The following is a 26,194-nucleotide window of genomic DNA, read 5'->3' on the forward strand; positions in this document are numbered from 1 at the left end:
TTTTAATGTACATTAAAATTAGATTAGATTTTTGAATTATTAAAATTTATATAATTAAAAATCAACAAATTATTTTCACAACTGTTCCTTTAGGTTTATTATTTGATATTTCTAAATTAAAATGATGTAAAGTAAAAATAACGTTAGCCATTGATAGCCCTATTCCTTTACCTTGATAACTTGTTGCATTTTTACCTCTATAGAAGTTTTGTTTTATTTGTTTCAAATCTTCTTCTACAATTCCAATACCCTGATCACTAATATGAATTTGTAACTTATTATCAATTTCAAGAAATTGTATTTGTATTGGTTTATTATCAGAATATTTTATAGCATTTCCTACTATATTATTAAATGCTAATTCTAATAATTTTTCATTTCCATGAATAGATAATAAATGATTATTTTCTACTTTTATATCTACATTAATATGTGCCTGATGATATAAAATGGCATTTTCTATAACTTGCCAAATAACCTCATCAATACGTATTTGTTTAAATTCAAAATTTGTTTTTACACCAGATAGTAGCATCATTTGATCTAGTGTTTCTTGCAAATCATTTGTATACTGCTTCAGCTGAATAATAACATCTTCATACTCTTCTGATGTACGTTTTTTTGTATTTGTAACTTCTAAAGTTCCTAATAAAGCTGTTATTGGTGTTCTCAATTCATGAGAAACATAATCAATAAAATTTTTCTGAATTGTAAATGTTTGAGTTATTCGATCAATAAAATGATTATAATTTTTTACTAAATCTTCTATTTCTTCGTATGACTTTTCTAATTTTAATGGTTTATTAAAATTCTTTGCATCTCTCTCCTTTATCTGTTGAATAATTTTGATAATAGGTTCATATGCTATGTTGGATAAATAATTAGAAAACACATATATAAATAATGTTCCTAATACAGAAACAACAATTAGAATATTTAATAGCGATTTCATCTGTTCATCAAGTTCATCCTTAGATTCTCTAGTTATAACGACAAAATCACCTTGATTATCCAAATAAAAAATCCCATTATAAAAATAATCATCAGTTAATAATTGAACACTTTTATCCCTACGAATATCCTCAACAAATTTCTCTGTTATATTAGAATCAGAAGTCATATTTCCATTAAATCGTTTATTTAAAGAATCTATAACTAAAATATTTTTTTTAGAAATTTTTCTCTGAAGTTGAATTTTTATACTATTATGTTCTGAATTTGTTACTTCATCTTCTTCTAAATAATAAAGGGCTGCTAAAAGAGATTTACTTTCCAAAGATTGAAATTCTTTTTTTACCATTTGATTATAAAAAAGAAAATAAATGACTACTGAAACAATAAAAATAACAATACTAAAAATTGCTACATAATAGATAGATAATCGATGCTTTAATTTCATGTAAATTAAGATTTAAACATATATCCAACACCTTTTACAGTATAAATATATTTATTTCTTTTTTCTATTTTATTACGTAAATAAGAAATATATACATCAACAACGTTCGTGTGATTATCAAATGTTATTCCCCAAACTGCATTTAGAATTTGAATTCTTGTTACAGTTTTATCTATATTTTCTATCAAATAATTAAGTAGTTTAAATTCTCTGGGAGATAATTCTATTTCTTCATCATTAATAGAAACTTTATATTGATCCAAATCTATTTCTAATTCACCAAAAATCAATTTATTCGAATTATTTTCTTGTTGACGAAATTGATTTCTCCTTGTCAAAGCTCTTATTCTTGATAATAATTCATCAAAATGGAATGGCTTAGTTATATAATCGTCTGCTCCATAATCTAATGCTGTAATCTTATCTTGTGTAGAATTAAGAGCACTTAACATTAGTATTGGTGTAAATATTTTTTTATATCGAAGTGTTTGTACAAGCTGTATACCATCCATCTCTGGTAACATGATATCACAAATAATTAAATCGAATTGAATATTTAAAAAATTTTCTAAAACAGACTCTGCATTTCTGCATAAAGTAACTAAATGATTATTTTCCTCTAATCCTTTGATTAAAAAATCACTAATTCTTTTATCGTCTTCTATAACCAATATCTGCATTTGATATGTTTTTACAAAAATATTTCTTTTTAAAGAAATTATTAATTGATTTTTTGTATTCTAATTAAACTCTAATATAAGCCATGAAATTTGATTTTGAGATGAAAGAAAAGTAACTTTGCTGAGAATAAAATAAAAAATTATTAAATGAAAAAAATATTCATACTTTCTGCTATAATATTTGGATTATTTTCTTGCTCTACTAACAAGAAAACAAAAGAAAAACAATTGACTGAAAACAAAGATTTGAATTATGTAAAAAATAGTTTAATAATAAATTATGATCCAGAAATTGGTAATGAAGAGTTATTAAAACAAATTGAAAAATATGGTGCTAAAATTGATTATAAATATGAAAATTTTAATTCTGTTGCAATTACAATCCCTGAAAATAAAAAATTAGAAGATGCAGAAAAATTCTTTAAAAATGTAAAAGGTGTTTCTCTTATTTCTAAAAATTATATAATGAAATTAGATTAAAGTGAATATTTGATATTCACTTTTTTTAATCTCTTAATTTTTTTTACATTTTTATCTTTAGTATTAAATATTTATCAACTATTTATTCTATTAATAACAAATAATTTAAAATAAAAAACTTAGATTAAACGATTAAATACAAACAAAAAACTTAAATTTTTTTTTAATTTTAATTAGAATAAATCCAAATAAAAACTACATTTGCAATGTTTTTAGACCATACAAACATTACAAATGAAAAAGAAAATAATTTTAGTTTGTCTACTTCATGCAGCTCTTCAAAATACATATGCTCAGCAAAAAGATGATGTAGAATTAAACGAAACATTAATTGAAACTACAAGAATTCCGGAAATCAAAAAAAATTCAAGTAGCTCTGTCATCATCGTATCAAAAAAAACAATCGAATCTTTAGCTCTTGCCAATCCGGACATGTCCGTTATTCTTGGATTAGCTGTACCATCAATTGGTTTAAGTTCGAATACAACAAGTAATCGATCGCAAACAATGCGTGGTCGCCAGATGTTGATTATGATTGATGGTATTCCACAATCTACACCTCTTAGAAGCACAGATAGAGATATTCGTTCTATAAGCCCATATGCAATCGAAAGAATTGAGGTTATAGAAGGAGCTAGTTCTCTTTATGGTGCAGGAGCTGTTGGTGGAATTGTAAATTTTGTAACTAAAAAAGCACACACAGACAAAGCATTTAATGGAGAAACTTCCATTGCTTTATCTGACCACAGGTTTAAACAAGGTGATCATGCCTCTGGATATAGAATTAATCAACAATTTTATGGAAAAATCAAAAAGTTTGATTATTTAGTAAATGCTGGAATTGTAACTTCGGGTAGAGGTATTGATGGAAATGAACAAATTATTTCTCCTCGTTACGGTCTAAGTGATGTATCTCAAAAAAATATTTTAGCTAAAATTGGTTATGATTTTTCTGAAAATACACGTTTAGAAGCAATGTATAATTATTATTCAACAGAACAAGATACTGATTTAATTGCATCTGGTGGTAAATATCTAGAATCTCCAAGAGTTGGGGTTATAGGAGCTCAAGATCCTGCTGCTGTAAATGAGGGTACAAAATACAATCATAATGCATACCTTAAATTAACAAGTAAAAATATTTATAAGAATACAAACCTTGATGCTTCTGTCTATACTCAAAGTTTATATACTATCTTTGATTATAGAGCTAATTCTGCTAAAAGCCCTCGTTGGGAAGAAACAGGTGGACAAGCTACTATAAAAGCTCAAAAATTTGGAGGAAGATTAAATCTTATTTCTACAATTGACATTTCTAATGATATAAAAACAACTGTTCTATATGGAGGAGATTTTATGTTAGATGAAACAAGTCAACCTCTTGTAGATGGAAGATTATGGGTTCCTAAATTAAAAGCATATAATACAGCTGGATTTATACAAACTGTAACTAATATTTATGGTAAATTAAATTTTAAAGCTGGATTTAGATATGATAATATTCTTGTAAAAGTTCCTGATTATCATACTATACCAAATAAAAAAGATCAAGTTTGGCCTTTTGTTAAAGGAGGAAATTTAAATTATAGTAAACCTACATTTAATTCATCTTTACAATATTACGCAGCAAAAGAATTTAATCCTTACATATCTTTTTCTCAAGGATTTGCTATTTATGATTTAGGTCGAGTTCTAAGAACTGCTAATGAAGATGTAGTTAGTAAAATACAAACAGATCCTGTTGCTACTAATAATTATGAAGTTGGTTTTACAAGTAGATTATTTAATAAAGTTAATTTTAAAGGTGCATACTATTGGTCACAATCTAAATTAGGAAGTGATTTAGTTGCTGGTGATGATGGTTTCTGGAAAGTTGTTAGAAATCCACAATTAATTCATGGGTTTGAATTACAAGCAGATTCTCAAATTAATAAATATGTATTTTTAGGTGCTTCATATTCACAATTAGAAGGAAAATTAAAATCTGATGGTTCTTCTAGTTATGACCAATACATGTCTGGACTAAATATTCCTGCTCCAAAACTTACATTATATACAACATTAACTCCTTTAAAAGATTTTGGAATTAATGTAATGTATACTCATACATCAAGTAGAGATAGATTTACACCAGTAAATAATGTATATAACGAAGGAGAAGGAAAAGTTTCTCCAATTGATTTATTTAATTTATCTGCAAACTATAGATTAAAAAATACAAGATTTAGTTTAGGAATAGAAAACTTATTCAATAAAACTTATTACACAAGTTCTTCTATGATTATGGCAAGAGATGCAGAATATGCTAGAGGAAATGGTAGATATTATACACTTGGATTCACTGTAAGCTATTAATAATTATGTTATAGTTTACCTCAATTATATCTTATTTTAGATCATAGTTCTATTAATTTTTCGAATTTCATTTGAAGAATTTGATAGAACTATGGTCGTTTATAACAATACCCATAATTAGTACCACAATATCTAGAAATAGTACCAAACTAAAGCTACCTATAACAAGTAACTTTGTCCATATATAATGGATATTATGAATGATTGGAATGAAACTCTAGTTACAGAGGAGAATGAAAAATTCAGAACCGAAGTTGCCACAATGGACAAACAAGGTACTAGAAAATGGATATATGCAAAAAAACCTTCAGGTAAATACACAAACTATCGTCAAATAGTATCAACAATACTTTTATTATCTCTTGTTGTACTTCCGTTTATAAAATTACCAAATGGTAATCCTATTTTTAAGTTTGATGTATTTAATACTATTTTTATACTTTTCGGATATCCTTTTTTTACAACAGATTTCTTTCTATTAGCTATCGGTATGATTGTAAGTGTTGTATTTATTATCATATTCACAACTGTATATGGAAGATTATTTTGTGGCTGGCTCTGTCCACAAACTATTTTTCTAGAATTTATCTTCCGTAAAATAGAATTTTTAATAGAAGGTGATAGAAACAAACAAATGCGACTTGATAAACAAGAATGGAATGAAGAAAAAATTATTAAACGAGGAAGTAAATGGTTAATTTTCGCAATTATTTCTTTATTTTTTACCAATGTATTCTTGGCTTATATGTTAGGTGCAGATGTTTTAATTCAATATATCTTAGATGGACCTTTTGAACATTTTACGATGTTTTTAGGTATGATTATCTTCAGTGGTTTATTCTACTTTGTTTTTGCATGGTTCAGAGAACAAGCATGTACTTTGGTTTGTCCTTATGGACGTTTTCAAGGTGTTTTAGTCGATAAAAAAACTATGCAAGTTTCTTATGATTATGTTCGTGGAGAAGGAAAAATTGGGCGTTCTAAATTTAGAAAAAATGAAGATAGAAAAGAACTTGGAAAAGGAGATTGTATTGATTGTGGACAATGTGTTGCTGTTTGTCCAACTGGTATAGATATAAGAAATGGTTCTCAATTAGAATGTGTCAATTGTACAGCTTGTATGGATGCCTGCGATGATGTGATGTCTAAAGTAGGTTTCCCTACAGGGTTAGTAAAATTTGCATCAGAAGAAAACATATCTCAAGGTACTCCATTTAAAATTAATGCAAGATTAGTTGCTTTTTCTGCAGCTCTAATTCTAATGCTTGTTGCCATGACTTCATTTATGGTGAATAGAAGTGATGTAGAGGTTAAATTTTTACAGGTTCCAGGAAAAGATTTTTCTGTAGAAGGTGAATATATTACAAATACACTTCAATATAACTTAATGAATAAAACTAATCATACCTATAAATTGACAGTTGATGTAAAAACGTTTCGAGATGGGAAAGCTGAAATTTTGAATGAAGATCATCAATTTATTTCTCTAGATAAAGGAAAATTAAAACAAGGATTAATAAAAATTAAAATCCCTAGAAAAGATTTAACATCTTATAAAGTTCCTATTGATTTGGAAATAAAAGATAAAAATGGAAAAGAAATTGATAGTTATGTCATAAGCTTTATGGCTCCTTTTTAGATATAAATAATGAATATTAACAAGAACTTATTCTTAAAGAATAAGTTCTTAGTTTATACTGTAATAATTTTAGATTTGGGCGTTATCTACGGCACAAGATTTCCATTACAATTTTTTTCTGAAGAAAAAGGATTTTCATTACAATCCTTAACGCATTTTTTAAATTTTACATTGCAATAGCGATTGAAGTGGAAATCAGTTTTTATGACCTTTAACAAAATTTAAAAATCTTTAAAATAAGCTTAAAATAAAAGAATATCAATCGTTTTTATCTTTAGGATAAACTATTTTATAAATTGAAAAATAAGAATGGTATTAAGACTTATGTTAGATTATTTTTATTTAATCGCAAAAAAATGTTTTGATATTTAGTTATTAAAGCTTTCTTCAGAAATAGTAGTAGAATTAAAAGAATTAACAATATCAGAAGAAATAACATCTAATTCTAATTCATAGCTTGGAATTTGATAACCATCATAAGAATGTATTATATTAAAGTCGATTTTATCTTTACCTTTTTCGTAGATAGCATTCTCGATAAATTTACCTATACATTTTCCATTTTCTGTTTTAGAATACCAATTTTTACCATAAGCTATTTTTAAATAATATTGTCCTTCTGGAATGTTACGAATAGAGTAAGTAGTATTTCTATTAATAAATACGTATCTTATACATTTATTAGTATTTACATCCATTAATTTAATAACAACGTCAGTACCATTGCCAACAGTAATTTTCAAACTGTTGTCTACTTTACCTTTTTTCTGCTTAAAATTATAGCATGAAGACATTTGTCCATTATTAATCTCAGTTGATTTCCATCCCTGCTCTTCTAAAATCTCTTTAGGATTTTTTTCAGGTACAATTTCTTTAGTTATTGTAGAAGAATCAACATATGAATTATCAAAAGATAAATCACCATTATTCGGAGTTACGTAATCAGTATTTGAGCTATATTTTACATTTGAATTTGATTCTCCACAACTTGAAAGTATAATTAGAAGAATTAAAGAAAAAAATTTATACATTATCTATAAAATTGTGTTTCAACAGTTGGTTTGTAATAATTTAGTATCATTTCAAGTAATGAAATATTTAAAAAACATATTGCAATAAAAAGAATACTCGCTATTATATGTTTTAGATTTCCATTCTCATGGTCATTTGATATAATTATTAAGCGTAGTTTATTTGATATAAAATTTATAATAATAATTAAGAAATAATAGATTATAAAATAAATTAGAGTTAATTTATAAAATTCTAAATTTTTAAAATTAAAATTTTTAGAAACTAGAATATCTGAAGTGTATACAATATTTTCTAAACATATTTTTAATAAAATTGTTGATCCAATTAAAAATGATGAATATTTAAAATACATACCTACTTTTTCATTTTCTTTGAAGTCAATTCTACTTAATATTATTTTAGAAATGAAAAGTGTTGTAATTAATCCAAAGACTATTGATAATGATAAAATTATAATTGTTGTTATGTTCATATTTTTTTATTTAGACATTAATGTAATTTTCCAGTGATTTAAGTTTGATATCTCGTTAGATATTGCACCAGGAACAGATTTTGCTACGGTAGTTTCAAAAATTGTATATTGTTTTTCATGATAGGGATATTTGTATTTTGCAATGTATGGTAAATTAATTCCAAATAATGAATGTCCATAGTAATCACTTGATAATATGACAACATCATAATTGTAATGAGATAATATGGTATAAATAGCAAGTGTTCTTGTATCGCAATCAGCGATTGAATTAGCTATAAACTCTACTGGAGTATTTATTCCAAAGGGTTGATTAGGATAACATGGGCCTTCATTATTATTTAAGTAGTTTGAAATAAAATCATCATTGTAAATTTTAGGATCACAAGCTTTTGGTAAAATTAAATTATATTTAAAATCTTGAATAAAGCTGATAATCATATTAGCAAAATCTATTTGATTAAGATTCTTATGATTTCTTATAGAATCGAACATTTCATAAACACCATTTAATCTATTTTGATCATTTTCTTTTAAAAGATGAATAGCTTGATTATAAGAAGTTATATTTCTTAAATGTAAATTATATTTATAAGATCTTGATTGTCTTAAATCAGATAATTTAACATTATAAGTACCGTCATAAACATTTCCATTATAATCCTCCCAAGTTTTATGATTTACAATAATATGATCTTTAATTTTTTGATTTTCTATAACTGTTTCTATAATTGGTATAGGATTTTCTTTTATAACTTCATCTTGAATAGTATATTTAGGAAATCTAATCCAATCCCAGTTTATATTAATTCCTTTTTTCCATACAGGAAATGTGAGTGCCGCTATAATAAAAAAAGCATAAAAAATATATAAAGCCGATAATAACCAATTACCGAACTTAGTAGGTAATAAGTATAATCCAAATATTATAGCAAATATTATAACAATAAAACTAAGTTGAGGTATTAATGAAAAAGTTATTATAGTAGATATAATTAGTATTAATAACCAAAGTAAGATTGAGGAACATCCAAGTTCTCCATTTAAATATTTATTATTATAAGATTTTCTTATTGTTTTCTTAATAGATGTTTTACCTGTATTTATTTTAAGCTGTTCTTTATTATTCTTTAATATTTTTTGATTAGGAATATCAAATTCATTTTCTATAATATTATCTTTTAAATCAATAAATTTTGTTCCAGAAATACTGGTATAAGGAGTTGTATATTCACTTCTTTCATATATAGAAGGCTCATACTTTCTAATTATTTCATCTTGGTAAGTATAATCTAATAAATGCCCATTAATTTGCCCATTAATTACGCCAAAAACTTCATCATCTTCAGATTGATGAAATTGTCTTAAACTCTCAAAATTAAAAATTTTAGGATCTTTTAATTTAATTTTATAAATTTCATTGTCAAAACCATTTAATGTATATTCTTCAGGTAATTGAATCTCATCAATGTTAAATAAATTACTTTTATCTGTTATAAAGTTTTTTTCTTTATCTAAATGTATACCATTACAAATAGATTTATTACCTATTATACAATTACAAATTTTAGAATTAGTTAGGGTAATTTCAACAATATAAAGCTTTATACGAAAGTCTTTTTTATCATCTTTTTTATTACAAATTCCACCTCTATATTTACTTGTAAAATAACCTTCTATAAAAGTATTTCTATTGTATTTTCTTTTAACTGTAATTTCTTTATAGGCTTTACCAAGTGTAGTATCATACTTATCATATTCTTCTTCTAAATTATCTAATATTTCATTTTTTTTATAAATAGTATTGTTTGAAGATTTAGTTTTATCTGTTTTATTCTTATAAATCAAGAATAAAACGATAACTATTATTCCTATAATTATTCCCATTCTTGATAAATTTTATTTAATAAATCTTTTTCAGATTTGTATACTTTTTCAGATTTACGTTTTGTTCTAAATGGTGGATCAGCCCAATGTTCGTATTTATTTATAGGAAGCTTTTTTAAAGTGTAGTATGTTATATCTTCTTTAATTTTATAATAAGCTTCTTTATTGTGTTTTTTTAAAATTTCGAGTGAATTTTTAAGATTAGATTTACTATCTGTTATACTTTCTTCAATTTTATAATTTAGTATTTCATTGTGTTGTTTTATGTATAAATTATAAGCATTTGATATTATTTCCTTTTCTAAATTAGCTTTGTAAGCATAATAATCAAACCTTTTGCGTATCATATATTTAAATATGATAGGAGAGCTAAAAATAGCAATGAAAATTATACTAATCAATTGACTTAAAAAGTTACCACTTGATAGTAATTTTAATTTTAGAGTATAAAATGCATTATTTTTAAGTACATTAAGAATTTCTTGATTAGCCATTAATTTTTCTTCGGTAATTAATTTCCAATTGTTTAGGACTTTTTTGTATGCTTTATTTATTTCAGGAGAATCAAATATAATTTTAGTATTGTATAGTAAATTTTCTTTATCTTCTATAATCTCATTATTAATAATATTTTTTGAATTCTGTATGATAAAAGATAATTTTTTTGAATTTCTAGATTGCAGTGGGATTTTACCTTGTTCTGATAATTCTTTGTTTATAATTTTTAATTGATTAATAAATTCATTATCAGCTAAATATTTTTGATTGAATAAATAAGTTACAGCACTAAGCTTCAATTTATCCGAATCTGAAAGATTAATTATTTGTTCAATTTTTGAGTTGAATTCTTCAACATTTTTTTTCTCTTTTTGAACTAATAAATCATCTTTCAAAATATAAGCAGAAGTAATTGTTTTTGCTTTATACCTTTCAATTTCTAAGTTTTCAGTTTTAGCATATTTTTCTGGATAAACATTAAAAATTACAAATTCAGATAAAGGTTGCGAAATTATAATTGCAATAAAAGCAATAAATAAAAATCTAAAAATAAATGAAAATGAAAATATAGAATTAAACTCATCTTTATTATCCAAATCCAGAATTTTTTTCTTTTTTTTCTTTTTTTTGTCTGCTTTTGGTAAAATTACTGGACTAATAGTATATAATAAAAAGTAATAAATATTAGCAATAAGTAATCCTAAAAATATACCAATAGGTATACTTAATAATTTAGAATACCCTTTTAAAGTATTAAAAACAAATATCATGAAACTAAAAGTAGTTCCAATAAAAAGCAAAAAAACAAGTAGACCAATTATTGTAAAATAAAGATCCAATTTTATCTTCTTTTTTTTATCTTTCTTAGAATTGCCTATACTTTTTCTATATTCTTTTATAAGGTAATAATCTTCTGATGAGAAAAATAAAAAGAAGTTTTTAAATTTTTTAAACTTCTCTTTCATCAGTTTTTACATTTTGAATATAGTCACTTGGATTTTCATTAATTTTAATTTTTTCGTGTTCTTTAAATTTATTGATTGCATAATCCGTTAATTCTTTTTGTATTTCTGATTCTTTAATTTTTTCAAAAATTTTTAAATCTGCTTCATGATTTATTACTAAATGTCTTTCAATTCCTTTTTTATCTTCATAAAAATCGTATTTAACTTCAATACCATTATATGCTCTTATTAAATCATCTCTATTTTCAGCTAAATAATCATAAGGAGTTTTGGTTAACATTAATTTAAAAAATATAGGAGTTAACTCTATAGCTAAAAATAATAATGTTACAAAAGTAGTTATCCAAAATCCAGCTACTTCGTGTGCAATTTTAATACGTTCTAATAAACCATCTAATCCTTTAGCTACTTTTTCATTTGATGATAATGCTTTATCTTTTTCTATAAGGATTTCTTTTTTCTTTTTATCTGCTTGTTCAAATTTTTGTTTATTTAATTCTTCAAATCTAGATAATTCATTTTTAAGTGAAGCTATTTGTCCATTAAGAGCTTTACTTAATGGACCATTTCCAGCTATAACACCATTAGCTTTTCCCATTAAATTATCTTCATAAGCTTGTTCAGCTTTTTTTATTCTATCAATGATATCTTTTCGCTTTACTTCTAAGTTACCTAAATCATTTTCAACGACTTTTAGTCTTTCTTCAAAGTTCGCAGTTGTTTTCTTTTCAAATTCTTTTTGTACTTCTAATTGTTTTTCATATAATCTATTGTCAATTTCAGTTTTAAACATTCTAATTTCAATAGGTTTAGAAATACTAATAGCAATAATACATCCCATGATAATTCTAGGAATAGCACCTTTTAATTCATCCCAAGTAATTTTTTCTGTACCATCACCTTTTCCTGTTGCGGCAACAATAAATCGGTCTAAATTAAAAATCATTAGCCCCCAAAAAATACCAAATATAATAGCCATAAATACAGTACTTATGTGAATAGGGTTATCTAATGCACTCCCTCTAGGTTCAAAAATTGTATAAAATGCATAACCACCTGATAAACCTGCCATTAATCCCGTAGCGAATACAATTCCACCTAAGCATGAATATTTTACTTGATCGCTATATGTAGTGCGTTGTAATAAATACGGATCTCCACCTGCCGCTGTCCATAATGCTTTCATTACTTTGCTTGCTTCTGGAACTTGATATTTGTTATCTAACATAGTTTGATTTGTTATATTTTATTCTTTTTACCTTGTATTGATTGTTGCTTATTTTGAAATCATTCAATGTTAAATTATAATTCGGAGTTATATTTATTAATGAAGAAATTTTCTTACTAATTTTTATCTTCTTTTCTTTAATATCAACAGAAAATTCTGAGAAGTTTGTAAATATTGAATCATTAATTTTTATTATATGTATAATTTCATCTTTTAAACCTCTAAATTTTAGTGTAATTTCATCTTTATTGTAGTTATAGAGATTAATTATAAGAGAACTTGATTGATTGAAATAATATGTTTTTTCAAATTTCAAATAAATTAAATTATCGAAATCATAATCAATTTTTATAATTCCTTTATTATTTATATAATTATGTTTAATATATTTTTTATCTAGGTATGTTTTGTTCTTAAATCTATAGTTGAAATTTCTAAAATTAATTTTAACTATAATTTTAAAAAAATTATAAATAGGTATAAAATAATCTGATAATTTAAAAGGATTTATCATTTTTATGTTAAAATATTTGGCTAATTTAATATAAAAAAAACAATAATAGTTAAAAAAACATTAAAGTTTTATTTAATATAATTCTAATTACAATATATTTTAAATATAAAAAGATTACTATTAAAAATAATTATTCGATTAAAAATTAAATGATTGCAATAGAGATTGAAGTGGAAATCCTTTGCTAATTAATGCATTTCAACTTAAACTGAATGATCAATTAGCAAAGATTGAAACAAAAAGCGCGGTACGAAGTGATTGCCATAAATAAAGTTAGAGGTTAAAAAAAACAGATAGTATAAAATAAAAAAACTAACCCAAAAAGGTTAGTTTTCTATCTTAATTTACTTTTACATTTTCTATTGCTGCTCGATATAAATCTTCGTAAAGAGGAAGAATATTCTTTTTATCGAATCGGATAGCTTGTTCTTTTGCTCTAAGGCTAAAATCGTACAAACGCTTGTCATCCTCTAGAATATAAATAGCTTTTTGTGCCATCATTTCTACATCTCCTACTGGACAAACAAATCCTGTAACACCATCTATATTAACTTCTGGAATTCCACCTGCATTAGAAGATACAACAGGCACATTTGCTGCCATTGCTTCTAGAGCAGCTAAACCAAAACTTTCTTGCTCGGATGGTAACAGAAATAAGTCTGATGCTTTTAAAACATCATTCAAATCGCTTACCATTCCAAGACTTTTTACTTTATCTTGTAACCCAAAATCTTGTATTAACTGATCTGCTAGCTCCCATTCAGGACCTTCTCCAGCAATAATCAATTTTGATGGAATTTGCTTTTGTATAATGTTAAACGTTTTTATAACATCTTCTATACGTTTTACCTTTCTAAGATTAGATGTATGTAAGATCACTTTTTCATTAGGTAAAGCAAAATTTGCTCTACAACATACACATTTCTCTGGTAAATATTGTTCGTTATCTATAAAATTCGGTACAACATCTATATGATTTGTAATATCAAAAGCCTTTAAAGTATCTTGTTTCAAACTTTCTGAAACTGAAGTTACAACATCCGACTCATTAATAGAAAACTCTACTGCTGTTTTATAAACAGGATGTTTACCTACCAAAGTAATATCTGTCCCATGTAAAGTAGTTACAATCGGTAAATGATAACCTTTACGTTGTAACATTTGTTTTGTAAAGTATGCTGCATAAGCATGTGGGATTGCATAATGCACATGAACTAACTCTAATTGGTAATGCAATACTTTGTCGTACAAAATTGTACTTAAAGCTAAATCATATGGTTGATATTGAAACAATGGATATGTTTCTACATGAATACGATGAAAGTATATATTTGGTAATTTGATATTTAATCTTGCAGGTACATTGGTACTAAAAAAGTGTACTTCGTGCCCTTTCTCCGCTAAATCCATTCCCAGTTCTGTTGCTACAATTCCACTTCCTCCGTAAGTAGGATAGCACACAATTCCTATTTTCATTTTGCGTTTTTTTATTTAGACAAATTTAAGGCAAAATTGCATCATAAATTACTTGTCTTATATTTTCTCTTACTTTTTTAATAGAAAGATAATTTGGTTCTACTGTTTCATTGACTCTGTTAGAAAGAAAAATATATACTATTTTATATTTCGGGTCAACCCAAACCATTGTTCCTGTGAAACCTGTATGTCCAAAACTTTCTGCTGAAGGTCCTGTTTGTAATGGATTAGTCATTTTATCGAAACCTGCTCCTCTATGATTTCCCTTAAATTGTTGCTTTGTAAATTCTTGTATAACTGAAGAATCTAAATATTTCTGGTCGCCATATTCTCCTCCATTCAAATACATTTGCATTAGTTTGGCTAAGTCGATAGAATTAGAGAATAATCCTGCATGTCCAGCTATTCCTCCCATCATTGCAGCTCCTTGGTCATGTACAAAACCATGTATTAATTGATTTCTGTAGGTTTTATCATATTCTGTTGGAACAATATTATTCAAAGAAAATTTTTCTTTTGGATTAAATGTTGTTCGATACATTCCCAAATCTTGATAAAATTTTTCTTGTACAATTTGATTTAAACCTTCTTGAAAATCTTTTTCTAATTTTTTTTTGAAGATATAATATCCTAAATCTGAATATTGATATGTTTTTTTACCTAATGGCGATTTATAAATATCTTCGTAAATAGTATCTTTTATCGAATTAATAATAAAAATATTATCCGTAACTTTTATTTGATGCTCCTCATCTTTTTTACGTGAATAAAAATCTAAATACAAGCGAGCATTTTTTACGTTTACTGTTTCGTTATAAAATCCAATCCAAGGTTTCAAACCAGCCTGATGTGCTAAAACTTCTCTTACTGATAAGTTTGATTTATTTGTATTTTTAGCTTGTTCATCTATTTCTCCTAATGTTTGATCTAAACGAAGTTTGTTCTCACCAACTTCTAGCATTAACAACGGAAGAGTTGCAGTTACTTTAGTTACAGAGGCTAAATCATATAAATCCGTCCATTTTACTTTTACAGAAGAATTTTTATCTTGTGTTCCAAAACTTTTATCATAAATCACTTTACCATCTTTAGCAACTAAAATTTGCATTCCTGGTGTATAATGATTTATAATCGCATTATTTGCTAGTTGATCTATTTCTAAAAGTTTTTTTTTGAAAGACCAACATTTTCAGGAGCTGTAAATCCTAAACGTTTTATTGATTTTGTAACAATTCCTTGTCCAGCTTTCAAATTATCGTTTACATCTACAGGAAGAATTCCATCTGCTCCATTCGCTCCAAATATAATTTGTGCAGCAGCAGCTTGTGCTTCTTTTGTATTTTGATATTGAACAGTTACAGCATCTAAATTCGATAAATCCAAATCTTTTAATCCATAAGGACTTGTGAATAAGGAAAATATTTTCTTTTTCCCTTTTGGCAATGCATTTAAAATTTCAATTGAATTTGAAGATAATTTATAAGGTTTATATACCGTTTCATTTGATAAAAATGCACCAACAATAATCTCATCAAAATCATTCAATAAATTAACTTCTGTAAGATTATTTACTTGTACTAATTTAACATTCGCATATTTTTGTAAATGAGTTAAAAAAGTATCATAATCCGTTTGTTCTAATGGAACAAAAGCTATCTTTTTGTTTAACTTTTTTATAGGTAATACTTTGTTTTCATTTTTAACAATTGTAGATGCTTTCTCAAATATCTTAGTTGTTAAAGCTAAATTCTCAGCAGAATTTAAATCTTGAATCACATTTATTGGGTCAGAAGGTTTCAACTCATTTAACCCTGTAATGTATTTTGCCATCAAAATTTTCTTTACACTTTCTTCTAAACGTTGTTCAGAAATTTCACCTTTGTTTATTGCTTCAATAATTTTTTGTTTTCCTATACGCACATTCTGTGAAAATAATAAAACATCATTCCCTGCAATAAATGCTCTATAATCTACATCTCCTGGCGCATACATTTTAGCAACACCATCCATATTCAAGGCATCTGTAATAATAATTCCTTTAAAATGTAATTCTCCCTTTAAATAATCTGTAATAATTTTTTTAGATAGTGTTGAAGGAATTTTTGGATCAGATTCCAAAGCTGGAACATTTAAATGTGCAACCATAATAGATTGTACTCCTGCATCAATTAATTTTTTAAATGGTGCGACATGGTATTTTTCTAAATCTTCTTTATTATCTGGAATTAAAGGTAATGTTTTATGAGAATCTTTATCTGTATTTCCATGTCCTGGGAAATGTTTTGCAGAAGATAATACATTTTGTGCTTTCATTCCTTCCATATAAGCAATTCCTTTTTCTGCCACACGATCTGGATTAGATCCAAAAGAACGGCTACCAATTATTGGATTATTAGGATTCACATTAACATCTATAGACGGAGCAAAATTAAATTGTACTCCTACTCTATTCGCTTGTACACCTATTTGTTTACCTACTTGATAAACTAAATCATTATTTCGTAATGCTCCTAATGTCATATTCCAAGGAAAACGCTCAACATCTTTCAAACGCATGGCTAATCCCCATTCAGCATCCATTCCAATCAATAAAGGAATTTTAGACACCGATTGAAATTTATTCGTTAATTCTATTTGATGTACAGCCTGATCTTGCATAAAAATCAAACCTCCAATATGCTCTTTTTCTATTAAAGCTTGTATTTCATTTTCATGGACTATATCTCTGTTACTATAGGCAGCAACAATAAATAATTGACCAACTTTTTCTTCCAACGACATCGAATCATATTTCTCATTTACCCATTTCATCTGAATAGAATCTTTGTACAATGGTGAATCTTGTTGTGCTTTCAATGTTATTGGTAAAATAATTATCAATAAAAAGTATATGAATATTTTTTTCATTCTAAAATAAATTAACTTTGCTAGTTCTGTCTTATTAAAGGCAATTATGAAGAGCCATTTAATTATAATTGGTAAATTTATAGCAAATTGTTAGATAAAAGTAAACTTATATGAGTATTTTCAGTGTTGTTCAGGATAATATGTTAAATCATCCTGGTCTAATAACTGTGTTTGGAATCGCAGTAATTATTATGTTATTGCTAGATTTAGGTATTTTTAATAAAAATCCACATGCTGTTTCTAATAAAGAGGCATTAACATGGACTGTTGTATGGATTTCGTTAGCAATGATTTTCAGTGGAGTTATTTATTTTGTTTTCAAGAATGCTGATGGACATGCATTTGCTATCAACAAATTCTCTCAGTTTCAAGCTGCTTATTGGATAGAAAAAGCTCTTTCTATCGACAATTTATTTGTATTCATACTTGTTTTTGGTTTCTTTAAAATTCCAAAAGAATATCAACATAAAGTCTTATTTTGGGGAATAATTGGTGCTTTAATTTTTAGAGCAATATTTATTTTTGCTGGTGTAGAATTAATTAAAATGACTTATTTACCTGCATTTTCTATAGGTGATTGGAATTTTACATTAAGTGATTCTGATCCACATGCTAATTACGTAACTAAAGAATTTTTCCGACCAAATATAATTTTGACGCTTTTTGGATTCTTCCTACTTTATGCTGGAATAAAATCTTGGAAATCTGAAGAAGATGAAGACCAAGATTTATCTGAAAATATTGGAGTAAAATTAGTTCACAAATTTTTTAAAGTAACGCCTAATTTTGCACAAGGAAAATTTTTCACTGTACAAAACGGAATAAAAATGGCTACTCCTCTTTTTGTTGCATTAATGGTTATAGAAGTTACAGATTTAGTATTTGCTGTAGACAGTATTCCTGCCATATTTGCTGTTGCACCAAACGATCCATTTATCCTTTATTCATCCAACATATTTGCTATTTTAGGTTTACGTTCTATGTATTTTTTGTTAGCTAATTCTATGGATAAATTCAACAAATTACACTATGGTTTAGCAATCATTTTAAGCTTTATAGGAATAAAAATGATTATTATGCCATTCTACCATTTCGAGTCGACAATTTCTCTTTCAATTATTGGAGGTGTTTTATTCCTAACAATCATTTGGTCTTTGATCTCAAATAAAACAAAAGCAGTTAATTAATTATAGTAACAAATTAATGATTTGGGCGTTCCGTTCCGGCGGGCTTTCCCTTACAATCTTTCATTACAATCCCTAACGCTTTTATTGTTTAGAAAACAATAATATTTACTACTTTTTAATTCTATTCAAAAAATACTAATATTTCAGAAGCAACTTTTTTGAATTGTCTAAAATCATATTTATTAATCAATAATTTGCAATAGCGATTGAAGCAGAAATCCTTTTTAGATTGGATTCATTTTAATATTTGTTAGATATCTAATCTAAAAAGATTGGGAGCAAAAAGCGTGGACCGAAGGTATTGCCCAAAGAAATTTTAAATAATTATTTATATTCATAATTTACTATTTTTCTTTTTTTTATACTTTTTGTATTCAGCCTTATTCTCTTTAGTTATAGCTTTTACGACATTCCAAGAAGTACCATCTCTTTTCCAATTGAAATAAGGAACTTCTCTCTCAAATTCCTCATTATTCTTTTGGTAATTAATTATATCATCTAATTTTTGTAAAAAGAAATTAATCTTATTTGATTCTTCAAATTTTTCTTGAGAAGATGGCGACCAATAATTTTTAAATGAATATTTATTTTTATTTTTCAGTTCAAAAATATATGTTATCCCATCAAATCCTGAAGTCCAGTTTTTAATTTGATTACCACTTGGAATATCATTTATATTTAAAGAATCAATTAGACTGTTTATTTCACTTACTTGTTTTTTTGATAAGTCTATCTGTTTTATAAAGATCTCTCCTGTTTTTTCTCCTTTCCAGATTTCATTTGCATAAATCAAATATTTATTTGACTCCTTTGATAATTCTAAATAATATTTAGGTGAACTTAATCGAAAAAAAATTTTATTATTTATTGGTTTTATTAGATTTAACTTCTCTATAATTGGTTTTACATATTCGAAGTAATTAGCTGTATCACTGTATTTTGTTAATTCAAAATTATTATTTATCTGACCAAAAAGATTTAGTGAAAAAAAATATGAAAATATAAAAAGTATTGATTTCATTTTAAATAACATTTAATAATCAAGCAGCTTATAATTGACAAAAATCAAGTTGTTCTATTCATTTGATTTTGTCCTTGAACTCCATCTATAGCCTCAAAAACTTCATTCTGATTTTGTTCTTTGTCCCATCCTAAAGTAGATAATTCATTTCTTACTTGATACTCATCTTTACCTTTTATAAAATGATAAAGCGCAAATTCAACGACTTCAGAAGGTACTCTTTTTATTACATAATTAATTAAAAACCTCATCAAAAATATATAACCGAAAATAAAAGATAAACCTAATTGAATAATCCAACTAATAATAAGACCTATAGTTCCGACGTTTATTTTTTTTAATTTTAAACCTAATTGAATTCTATACTTCAAAAATTCAAAAAAACCAATCCCGTTAATATTATTCTCATTTATTATAATAATATATTGAAATACTTGATTACCAATAAAAACAATAATAATAGAAGCTATAAGTATATTTTTTAACTGAATAAAATTTGTATAATTACCTAATTGAATTCCTAATTTTAATGAAAATGCCAAAGCTAATCCTACTAAAAATTCAAATAAAAAAATCACATATTTTGCAGTTATAGAAATTTTCGCAATTACAAATGCTAATAAAATAGATGTTGCAATTGCTATAATTATTGAAAACAAAATCTTTGGTTTTCTTATTTTTTTGGGTTTTGGAAGTTCATTGGGAATTATATAGTTATCCCAATTATCTTTGGCTTCTTGCTCTTTCTCTAATTTTTTTAAATCTTCGCGATTACACTCTTTTTCTATTTGCTGAAAAACATGTACAAATAAATGTACTCTTTTTGAATTTCTACCATTATCCCAAAATTCATTACCTAATGATTCACTCTTTACAATTACATTTCCATAATTATAAGATACAATTATAGATTCTGTATACTGAGACATTCCAAATTTTTTAACTTTCCGTTTAGCCTCTATAGAGTGTTGATCTATGTAAATTATATCCCAATCTAATTTTTCAAACGTTTGGTTTGTGATTGCAAAAAAAGCTTTTTCAGAAAGTTGAGTATGAAATTCAGATTTATATTGTGGTGTATAAGCGATTTTATGTGTTTTCTTAATTTGTTTTTCGAATTCTTTAAATTCTTTTGTCATTTTTAGTTTAATAGATTAGATAATAAATATAATATTTTAATAAAAATTTTTAGGATGGATTACTGTATAATTTTATAATTTCAATTAGAATAATCAATTTTAAATAAAAAAAAGCTGTTTCATGTAAATGAAACAGCTTTTTTTTATTTAAAAATCTCGTTTATGATTCACAAGACGAACAAGACACTAAATTAGCTACTAATTCTTTCGATACTGATTGTGAACGTTGATAATATAGAGTTTTAACTCCTAATTGCCACGCTTCTATCATTAATTTATTTACCTCTTTTACTGGTAAATCTGGTGGAATATTTAAGTTCAATGATTGTGATTGATCTACATATTTTTGACGGATAGCTGCTTGTTGTACAATCTCTAACTGAGAAATTTCTTTGAATGTTTTGAAAACATCTTTTTCTTCTTGAGATAATTCTGCAATATGCTGTACTGAACCTCCATTTAACATGATTCCTCTCCAAACATCTTCGTTATCTAATCCTTTTTCTTGTAATAACTTTGTTAAGTATTTATTTTTACGCATAAAGTTACCTTTTGACAATCCTGCTTTATAATAGTTAGATGCAAAAGGCTCTATTCCTGGTGATGTTTGTCCTAGAATAGCAGATGAAGACGTTGTTGGAGCAATGGCACATGTTGTTGTGTTACGACGTCCATATCCTTTTAATACTTCTGGTTCTCCATATATACGAGCCAATTCTTCTGAAGCTTTATCTGCTTTACCTTGTATATGTTTAAAGATCTCCGTTGTACGTAATTTTGCTTCCATTCCTTCAAATGGAATCATATTACGCTGTAAGTAAGAATGCCATCCTAATACACCTAATCCTAATGCACGGTGACGTTTTGCAAATTTATTAGCTGAAGCTAAGTAATGGTTTCCTTCTGTTTTTTCTATGAATTCTTGTAATACAGCATCTAAGAAAAATATAGCTAAACGTACTGCTTCTGTATCTTTCCATTCGTCGTACAATTCTAAATTCATAGAAGATAAACAACAAATAAATGATTCATCTTCACTAGATGGTAACATTATTTCTGAACAAAGGTTTGATGCATTTATTCTCATCCCTAAGTCTTTATAAACTTGTGGTTTATTCTTATTTACGTTATCTGAAAAGAATAAATATGGTAATCCCTTTTCTTGACGAGATTCTAGTACTTTCGCCCAAATTTGTCTTTTATCAGCATCTCCATCAATCATTTCTTGCATCCAATAATCTGGTACACAAACACCATAAAATAGATTTTGAATTGGGCTACCGATTGATTTAATCTTAAGGAACTCTTCAATATCTTGATGGTCAATATCTAAATATGCAGCAAAAGCTCCACGGCGTGTAGATCCTTGAGAAACAACATTCATTGCTGAATTAAATAATTCCATAAATGATACAGCTCCACTACTCTTACCATTATCTGTAATTGCTGCACCACGTTCACGTAATTCTCCAAAATAACCAGATGTTCCTCCTCCTATTTTAGTTTGCATAATTACTTCACCTAGCTTGTGTGTAATTCCTTCTATACTATCTGGAATATGCACATTGAAACAAGAAATAGGTAAACCTCTTTCCGTCCCCATATTAGCCCAAATTGGAGAAGATAAACTCATCCATCCTCTTTCTATCATTTCTTTGAAAGATTCTTGTAATTCAGGCTTATACAAACGCTTAGCTGCTGCAGCTGTTATTCTGTCTATTGCTCCTTCTACGGTTTCTCCTTTCAACAAATAACCTCTGTTTAGAATCTGTTCAGATTCCGAATTCTTCCACCAAAGTTTTGGCGTCTCACCGTCAAAAAATACATTTTGAGTTTCTTCGTTTGAAATTGAGTTCTCCATAGTTTTAGATTTATATGTATTAATTTTTTTCTTGTTTTTATTTATTAGAATAGATCATCAGCAGAAATACTTTTATCATGCTTTGTATAATCTACTGGACGTTTTGCAAAGAAATCATCTAAACTATTTGCAAATACTTCCTCCTCGAACCAAGCCATTGGCTTATATTGTTCTTGTGTAATGTTATATATTTTTTTGTATCCAATTTTTACTACAGCATCATCAATTCTATATTTCATATAGTTTAATAAATCAGATTTTGAGTAATAACCAAATTCTCCTTTTTCAAAAATCCAATCTAACATCATTTCTTCTTGATCTATATAACCACGAACTGCTATCTCTACCCAATTTTGATCTAATTCTGCAGGAAGTAAACCTTCTTCTCTAATTTTATTTATTAAATAAATTCCTGCATTCGCGTGAATTTGTTCATCAGTAGAAGTCCAAGCAATTATGTTTGCTGTATTCTTCATTAAACCATCAAAACGAGTGAATGCTAATATATTTGCAAATTTTGAGAATAAAGAGCTGTCTTCTATTACTAATGCAAAAAATAATAATTTTTCTACGATTGATTTACTCTCATCACGCATAATGTCTCCAACGAATGTATTATAACTTTTAAAAATTGGATTTTCTAAAGCTATACTAAATTCATCTAAATAACCATTCACTTCTAATATTCTAGAATAAGCTTCACTATGTCTAAATTCACATTCTGCGAATGTTGCTCCTAAACCATTTAATTCTGGTTTTGGAAAATAATGATATAAATCTCCCCAAAAACCTTTTACTGTAACTTCTATTTGAGCAATTGATAAAATAGAGCGTTTATGGATCTCTCTTTTTACTTCATCCAAATTGGCATGATAATCTTGTATATCTGAAGTAAAATCTACTTCTCCATGTACCCAATATGCTTTTTGTATAGCTTCTGTAAATGTTAAAATCTCAGGATATTCAAATGGCTTATAATTTACTCTTTTATCAAAAATTGACATAGTTTTTTAGAATTTTAGGATTAATAAATAGTATAAAAATGCATTTTTTTAAAATTTAATATCAGATTAAATCTGACATATTTTTTTTTATAATTGAGAGTCAATAGACTTACAATTTTGTATTTTTATAATACTCTATTTCCAAAATTAAGATAACATTTTACAATTAAAAATTTTCAAATATTAAAAATTTAAAAGGTTATCAACAAGTTGTTAATTAATTAATTTACAATATATAATATATTAATTAAGAAAATATTTTTTTAACAACATTTAAATATAGATAAATATTTTTAATGTAAAAAAATGGGCAAATCTATTTAATAGATTTGCCCATTTTAGATTATAATTTTATTTTGTTATCTCGCTATATTAACAGCTCTTGTTTCTCTAATTACAGTAACACGAACTTGACCTGGGTAAGTCATTTCATTCTGAATTTTATCAGAAATCAAAAATGATAATTCTGCTGCTTTTGTATCATCAACTTTATCACTTTCTACAATTACACGTAACTCACGACCTGCTTGTATTGCATATGCTTTTTCTACCCCATCAAAATTTAGAGCAGTAGCTTCTAAATCTTTTAAACGTTGCATATATGACTCTACAACTTGACGACGAGCTCCAGGACGAGCTCCAGAAATAGCATCAGCAACTTGAATAATTGGTGAAATTAAAGATGTCATCTCTATTTCGTCATGGTGAGCCCCAATTGCGTTAATAACGTCTGGATGTTCTCCATACTTTTCTGCCCATTGCATACCTAAAATAGCGTGAGGTAATTCTGATTCTTGCTCAGGAACTTTACCTATATCATGTAATAAACCTGCTCTTTTAGCTAATTTTGGATTTAACCCTAACTCAGCTGCTAAAGTTCCTGCTAAATTAGCTACTTCACGTGAGTGTTGTAATAAATTTTGCCCATAAGAAGATCTATATTTCATACGTCCCACAATACGAACCAAATCTTTATGTAATCCATGTATACCTAAATCAAGAATAGTTTTCTTACCTACTTCTATAATTTCATCCTCAATTTGTTTAGTTGTTTTTGCTACGACCTCTTCAATTCTTGCAGGGTGTATACGTCCATCTGTTACTAAACGATGCAATGAAAGACGAGCTATTTCACGTCTTACAGGATCAAAACAAGAAAGAATAATAGCTTCAGGTGTATCATCAACAATAACCTCTACACCAGTTGCAGCTTCTATTGCACGAATATTACGTCCTTCACGACCAATAATTCTACCTTTTATCTCATCAGATTCAATATTAAAAACAGAAACTGCATTTTCTATCGCTTGCTCTGTACCAATTCTTTGTATTGATGAAATAACAATTTTCCTAGCCTCATTTTTTGCATCTAACTCAGCCTCTTCCATAATTTCTTGGATATGAGCTTGAGCTTTAGTTTTAGCTTCGTCTTTTAAAACTTCAATCAACTCAGCACGAGCTTCTTCAGCAGAATAATTTGAAATTCTTTCAAGTATCTCTACTTGTTTATTATGCATAGCATCAATTTCTTTCTGCTTGATATTTAGTTTTTCAGTGCGTGCTTGTATATTACCTTTTTCAGATTTTATTTGATCTTTTTGTTTATGTATTTCAGCTAAATCTGATTTTATTCTTTCTTCTCTTTCTTTTACTCTAAGCTCTGCATCAGACACCTTTCTTTCTCTCTGATTTACAACTTCTTCGTGCTTAGATTTTAATTCTAAAAATTTTTCTTTCGCCTGAAAAATCTTTTCTTTTTTAATGGCTTCGCCATCCTTTTCAGCATCATTAATCAAAGATTGAGCTTTACGAGTAGCCTCATTTATCAATTCTTGGTTTTGTTTATCAACCGATTTTTTTGATAAAAAATATCCTACCGTAGCTCCTATGATTAATGTAACAATCGCAATAATTATTGTCATTGGTTCCATAGATTATGTAATGTTTTTATATAAAAAAACCTACATTAGTCGAGTATGTTTTGAGTTAACTCCTGAAAACAGGATTTGAGTTAGTCCGATAGTCAAGTATCCACTGTCAATATAAAATTGAACCCTAAGGTTGTGGCCCGCTTTCCGAACGGTGTTCACTCGGTAACAAAACTAGTGTTGAGTTAACCAAAATAGCTAGAACTAATGTAGGAATATTGTAAAATGGACAGTTTCGCAACTGTCAGAACTTCTCTTTATTTTGGAATTGACTGATCGATCAATTCTAATAACTTAGAAATACGTTCTGTTGTTATTTCTTCGTTATCTTTTACTTGCTTTTTCAATTTAGCTTCACGTAATGCGAGTTGAATTGTTGCCATAGCAAGGGCATCTTGTTTGTCAGAAACAGCGTATTTCTGTTCAAATTGTTTCAAAATAGCATTTATTTCTTCTGCACAAGCAAGTAACATTTCTTCCTCGTCAGAATTAATCGTCATTGGGTAATGACGTGAAGCA

General features: G+C 26.8%; 21 protein-coding genes. 4 read left to right on the forward strand and 17 right to left on the reverse strand.

What is annotated here, in order from left to right; genetic code table 11:
• Window positions 1-61: 61 nt before the first annotated feature.
• Both RT575_RS10105 and RT575_RS10110 read right to left on the reverse strand, forming a co-directional pair.
• Window positions 62-1,399 (reverse strand): HAMP domain-containing sensor histidine kinase, encoded by a 1,338-nt coding sequence (locus RT575_RS10105; RefSeq protein ID WP_313385790.1) that lies wholly within the window; start codon window positions 1,397-1,399, stop codon window positions 62-64.
• A gap of 5 nt (window positions 1,400-1,404) precedes the next feature.
• Window positions 1,405-2,079, reverse strand: coding sequence for a response regulator transcription factor (locus RT575_RS10110; protein WP_313580600.1), 675 nt, complete (start codon window positions 2,077-2,079; stop codon window positions 1,405-1,407).
• Between the two features lie 147 nt (window positions 2,080-2,226).
• Between RT575_RS10110 and RT575_RS10115 the strand changes: the two genes are divergently transcribed.
• The 3 genes from RT575_RS10115 (at window position 2,227) to ccoG (ending at window position 6,553) form a co-directional block, all read left to right on the forward strand.
• Window positions 2,227-2,559, forward strand: coding sequence for a S8 family serine peptidase (locus RT575_RS10115; RefSeq protein WP_313375472.1), 333 nt, complete (start codon window positions 2,227-2,229; stop codon window positions 2,557-2,559).
• 234 nt (window positions 2,560-2,793) lie between these two features.
• Complete coding sequence (locus RT575_RS10120; RefSeq protein WP_313580602.1) at window positions 2,794-4,914, forward strand: TonB-dependent receptor; 2,121 nt, start codon at window positions 2,794-2,796, stop codon at window positions 4,912-4,914.
• A 187-nt stretch (window positions 4,915-5,101) separates the two neighbouring features.
• Window positions 5,102-6,553 (forward strand): cytochrome c oxidase accessory protein CcoG, encoded by a 1,452-nt coding sequence (gene ccoG, locus RT575_RS10125; protein WP_313580603.1) that lies wholly within the window; start codon window positions 5,102-5,104, stop codon window positions 6,551-6,553.
• A 368-nt stretch (window positions 6,554-6,921) separates the two neighbouring features.
• On the opposite strand, the gene RT575_RS10130 is transcribed toward ccoG, so the two are convergent.
• The 9 genes from RT575_RS10130 to RT575_RS10170 all read right to left on the reverse strand — a co-directional run bounded on the left by RT575_RS10130 (window position 6,922) and on the right by RT575_RS10170 (window position 17,535).
• Entirely contained in the window at window positions 6,922-7,584 is a 663-nt protein-coding gene (locus RT575_RS10130) for a hypothetical protein (RefSeq protein ID WP_313580605.1), read from the reverse strand.
• On the reverse strand, window positions 7,584-8,060 hold the full coding sequence (locus RT575_RS10135; protein WP_313580607.1) for a hypothetical protein: 477 nt from the start codon (window positions 8,058-8,060) through the stop codon (window positions 7,584-7,586). Before RT575_RS10135 ends, RT575_RS10130 begins: the two co-directional genes overlap by 1 nt.
• Before the next feature lie 6 nt (window positions 8,061-8,066).
• Window positions 8,067-9,947 (reverse strand): hypothetical protein, encoded by a 1,881-nt coding sequence (locus RT575_RS10140; RefSeq protein ID WP_313580609.1) that lies wholly within the window; start codon window positions 9,945-9,947, stop codon window positions 8,067-8,069.
• Window positions 9,938-11,410 (reverse strand): hypothetical protein, encoded by a 1,473-nt coding sequence (locus RT575_RS10145; RefSeq protein ID WP_313580611.1) that lies wholly within the window; start codon window positions 11,408-11,410, stop codon window positions 9,938-9,940. The genes RT575_RS10140 and RT575_RS10145 overlap by 10 nt, the downstream gene beginning before the upstream one ends.
• Window positions 11,394-12,638 carry a DUF4407 domain-containing protein gene (locus RT575_RS10150; protein WP_313580613.1) on the reverse strand — a complete coding sequence of 415 codons (1,245 nt, stop codon included), beginning with the start codon at window positions 12,636-12,638 and terminating at the stop codon, window positions 11,394-11,396. The genes RT575_RS10145 and RT575_RS10150 overlap by 17 nt, the downstream gene beginning before the upstream one ends.
• Window positions 12,628-13,152, reverse strand: coding sequence for a hypothetical protein (locus RT575_RS10155; protein ID WP_313580614.1), 525 nt, complete (start codon window positions 13,150-13,152; stop codon window positions 12,628-12,630). The genes RT575_RS10150 and RT575_RS10155 overlap by 11 nt, the downstream gene beginning before the upstream one ends.
• 339 nt (window positions 13,153-13,491) lie before the next feature.
• On the reverse strand, window positions 13,492-14,628 hold the full coding sequence (gene bshA, locus RT575_RS10160) for an N-acetyl-alpha-D-glucosaminyl L-malate synthase BshA (protein ID WP_313385780.1): 1,137 nt from the start codon (window positions 14,626-14,628) through the stop codon (window positions 13,492-13,494).
• A gap of 25 nt (window positions 14,629-14,653) precedes the next feature.
• Window positions 14,654-15,784: a serine hydrolase gene (locus RT575_RS10165; RefSeq protein WP_313580631.1), complete on the reverse strand. Its 1,131-nt coding sequence runs from the start codon at window positions 15,782-15,784 to the stop codon at window positions 14,654-14,656.
• Window positions 15,785-15,786: 2 nt separating this feature from the next.
• Entirely contained in the window at window positions 15,787-17,535 is a 1,749-nt protein-coding gene (locus tag RT575_RS10170; protein ID WP_313580616.1) for a glycoside hydrolase family 3 protein, read from the reverse strand.
• Between the two features lie 110 nt (window positions 17,536-17,645).
• Between RT575_RS10170 and RT575_RS10175 the strand changes: the two genes are divergently transcribed.
• Window positions 17,646-18,722: a TerC family protein gene (locus RT575_RS10175; RefSeq protein ID WP_313580618.1), complete on the forward strand. Its 1,077-nt coding sequence runs from the start codon at window positions 17,646-17,648 to the stop codon at window positions 18,720-18,722.
• 334 nt (window positions 18,723-19,056) lie between these two features.
• Here RT575_RS10175 and RT575_RS10180 read toward each other — a convergent pair whose 3' ends face one another.
• The 6 genes from RT575_RS10180 to RT575_RS10205 form a co-directional block, all read right to left on the reverse strand.
• On the reverse strand, window positions 19,057-19,743 hold the full coding sequence (locus RT575_RS10180; protein ID WP_313580620.1) for a hypothetical protein: 687 nt from the start codon (window positions 19,741-19,743) through the stop codon (window positions 19,057-19,059).
• Window positions 19,744-19,787: 44 nt separating this feature from the next.
• A complete protein-coding gene (locus tag RT575_RS10185) occupies window positions 19,788-20,882 on the reverse strand; it encodes a hypothetical protein (protein ID WP_313580621.1) in 1,095 nt (364 codons plus the stop codon).
• A 160-nt stretch (window positions 20,883-21,042) separates the two neighbouring features.
• On the reverse strand, window positions 21,043-22,743 hold the full coding sequence (locus RT575_RS10190) for a ribonucleoside-diphosphate reductase subunit alpha (protein WP_313375451.1): 1,701 nt from the start codon (window positions 22,741-22,743) through the stop codon (window positions 21,043-21,045).
• A 44-nt stretch (window positions 22,744-22,787) separates the two neighbouring features.
• Window positions 22,788-23,747, reverse strand: coding sequence for a ribonucleotide-diphosphate reductase subunit beta (locus RT575_RS10195; RefSeq protein ID WP_313580623.1), 960 nt, complete (start codon window positions 23,745-23,747; stop codon window positions 22,788-22,790).
• Window positions 23,748-24,106: 359 nt separating this feature from the next.
• Window positions 24,107-25,678 carry a ribonuclease Y gene (gene rny, locus RT575_RS10200; protein WP_313385771.1) on the reverse strand — a complete coding sequence of 524 codons (1,572 nt, stop codon included), beginning with the start codon at window positions 25,676-25,678 and terminating at the stop codon, window positions 24,107-24,109.
• 254 nt (window positions 25,679-25,932) lie between these two features.
• The coding region (locus tag RT575_RS10205; RefSeq protein WP_313580625.1) for a cell division protein ZapA at window positions 25,933-26,194 on the reverse strand (262 nt) is incomplete at its 5' end.

Source organism: Chishuiella sp. (assembly GCF_032109125.1).
Lineage (GTDB): Bacteria > Bacteroidota > Bacteroidia > Flavobacteriales > Weeksellaceae > Empedobacter.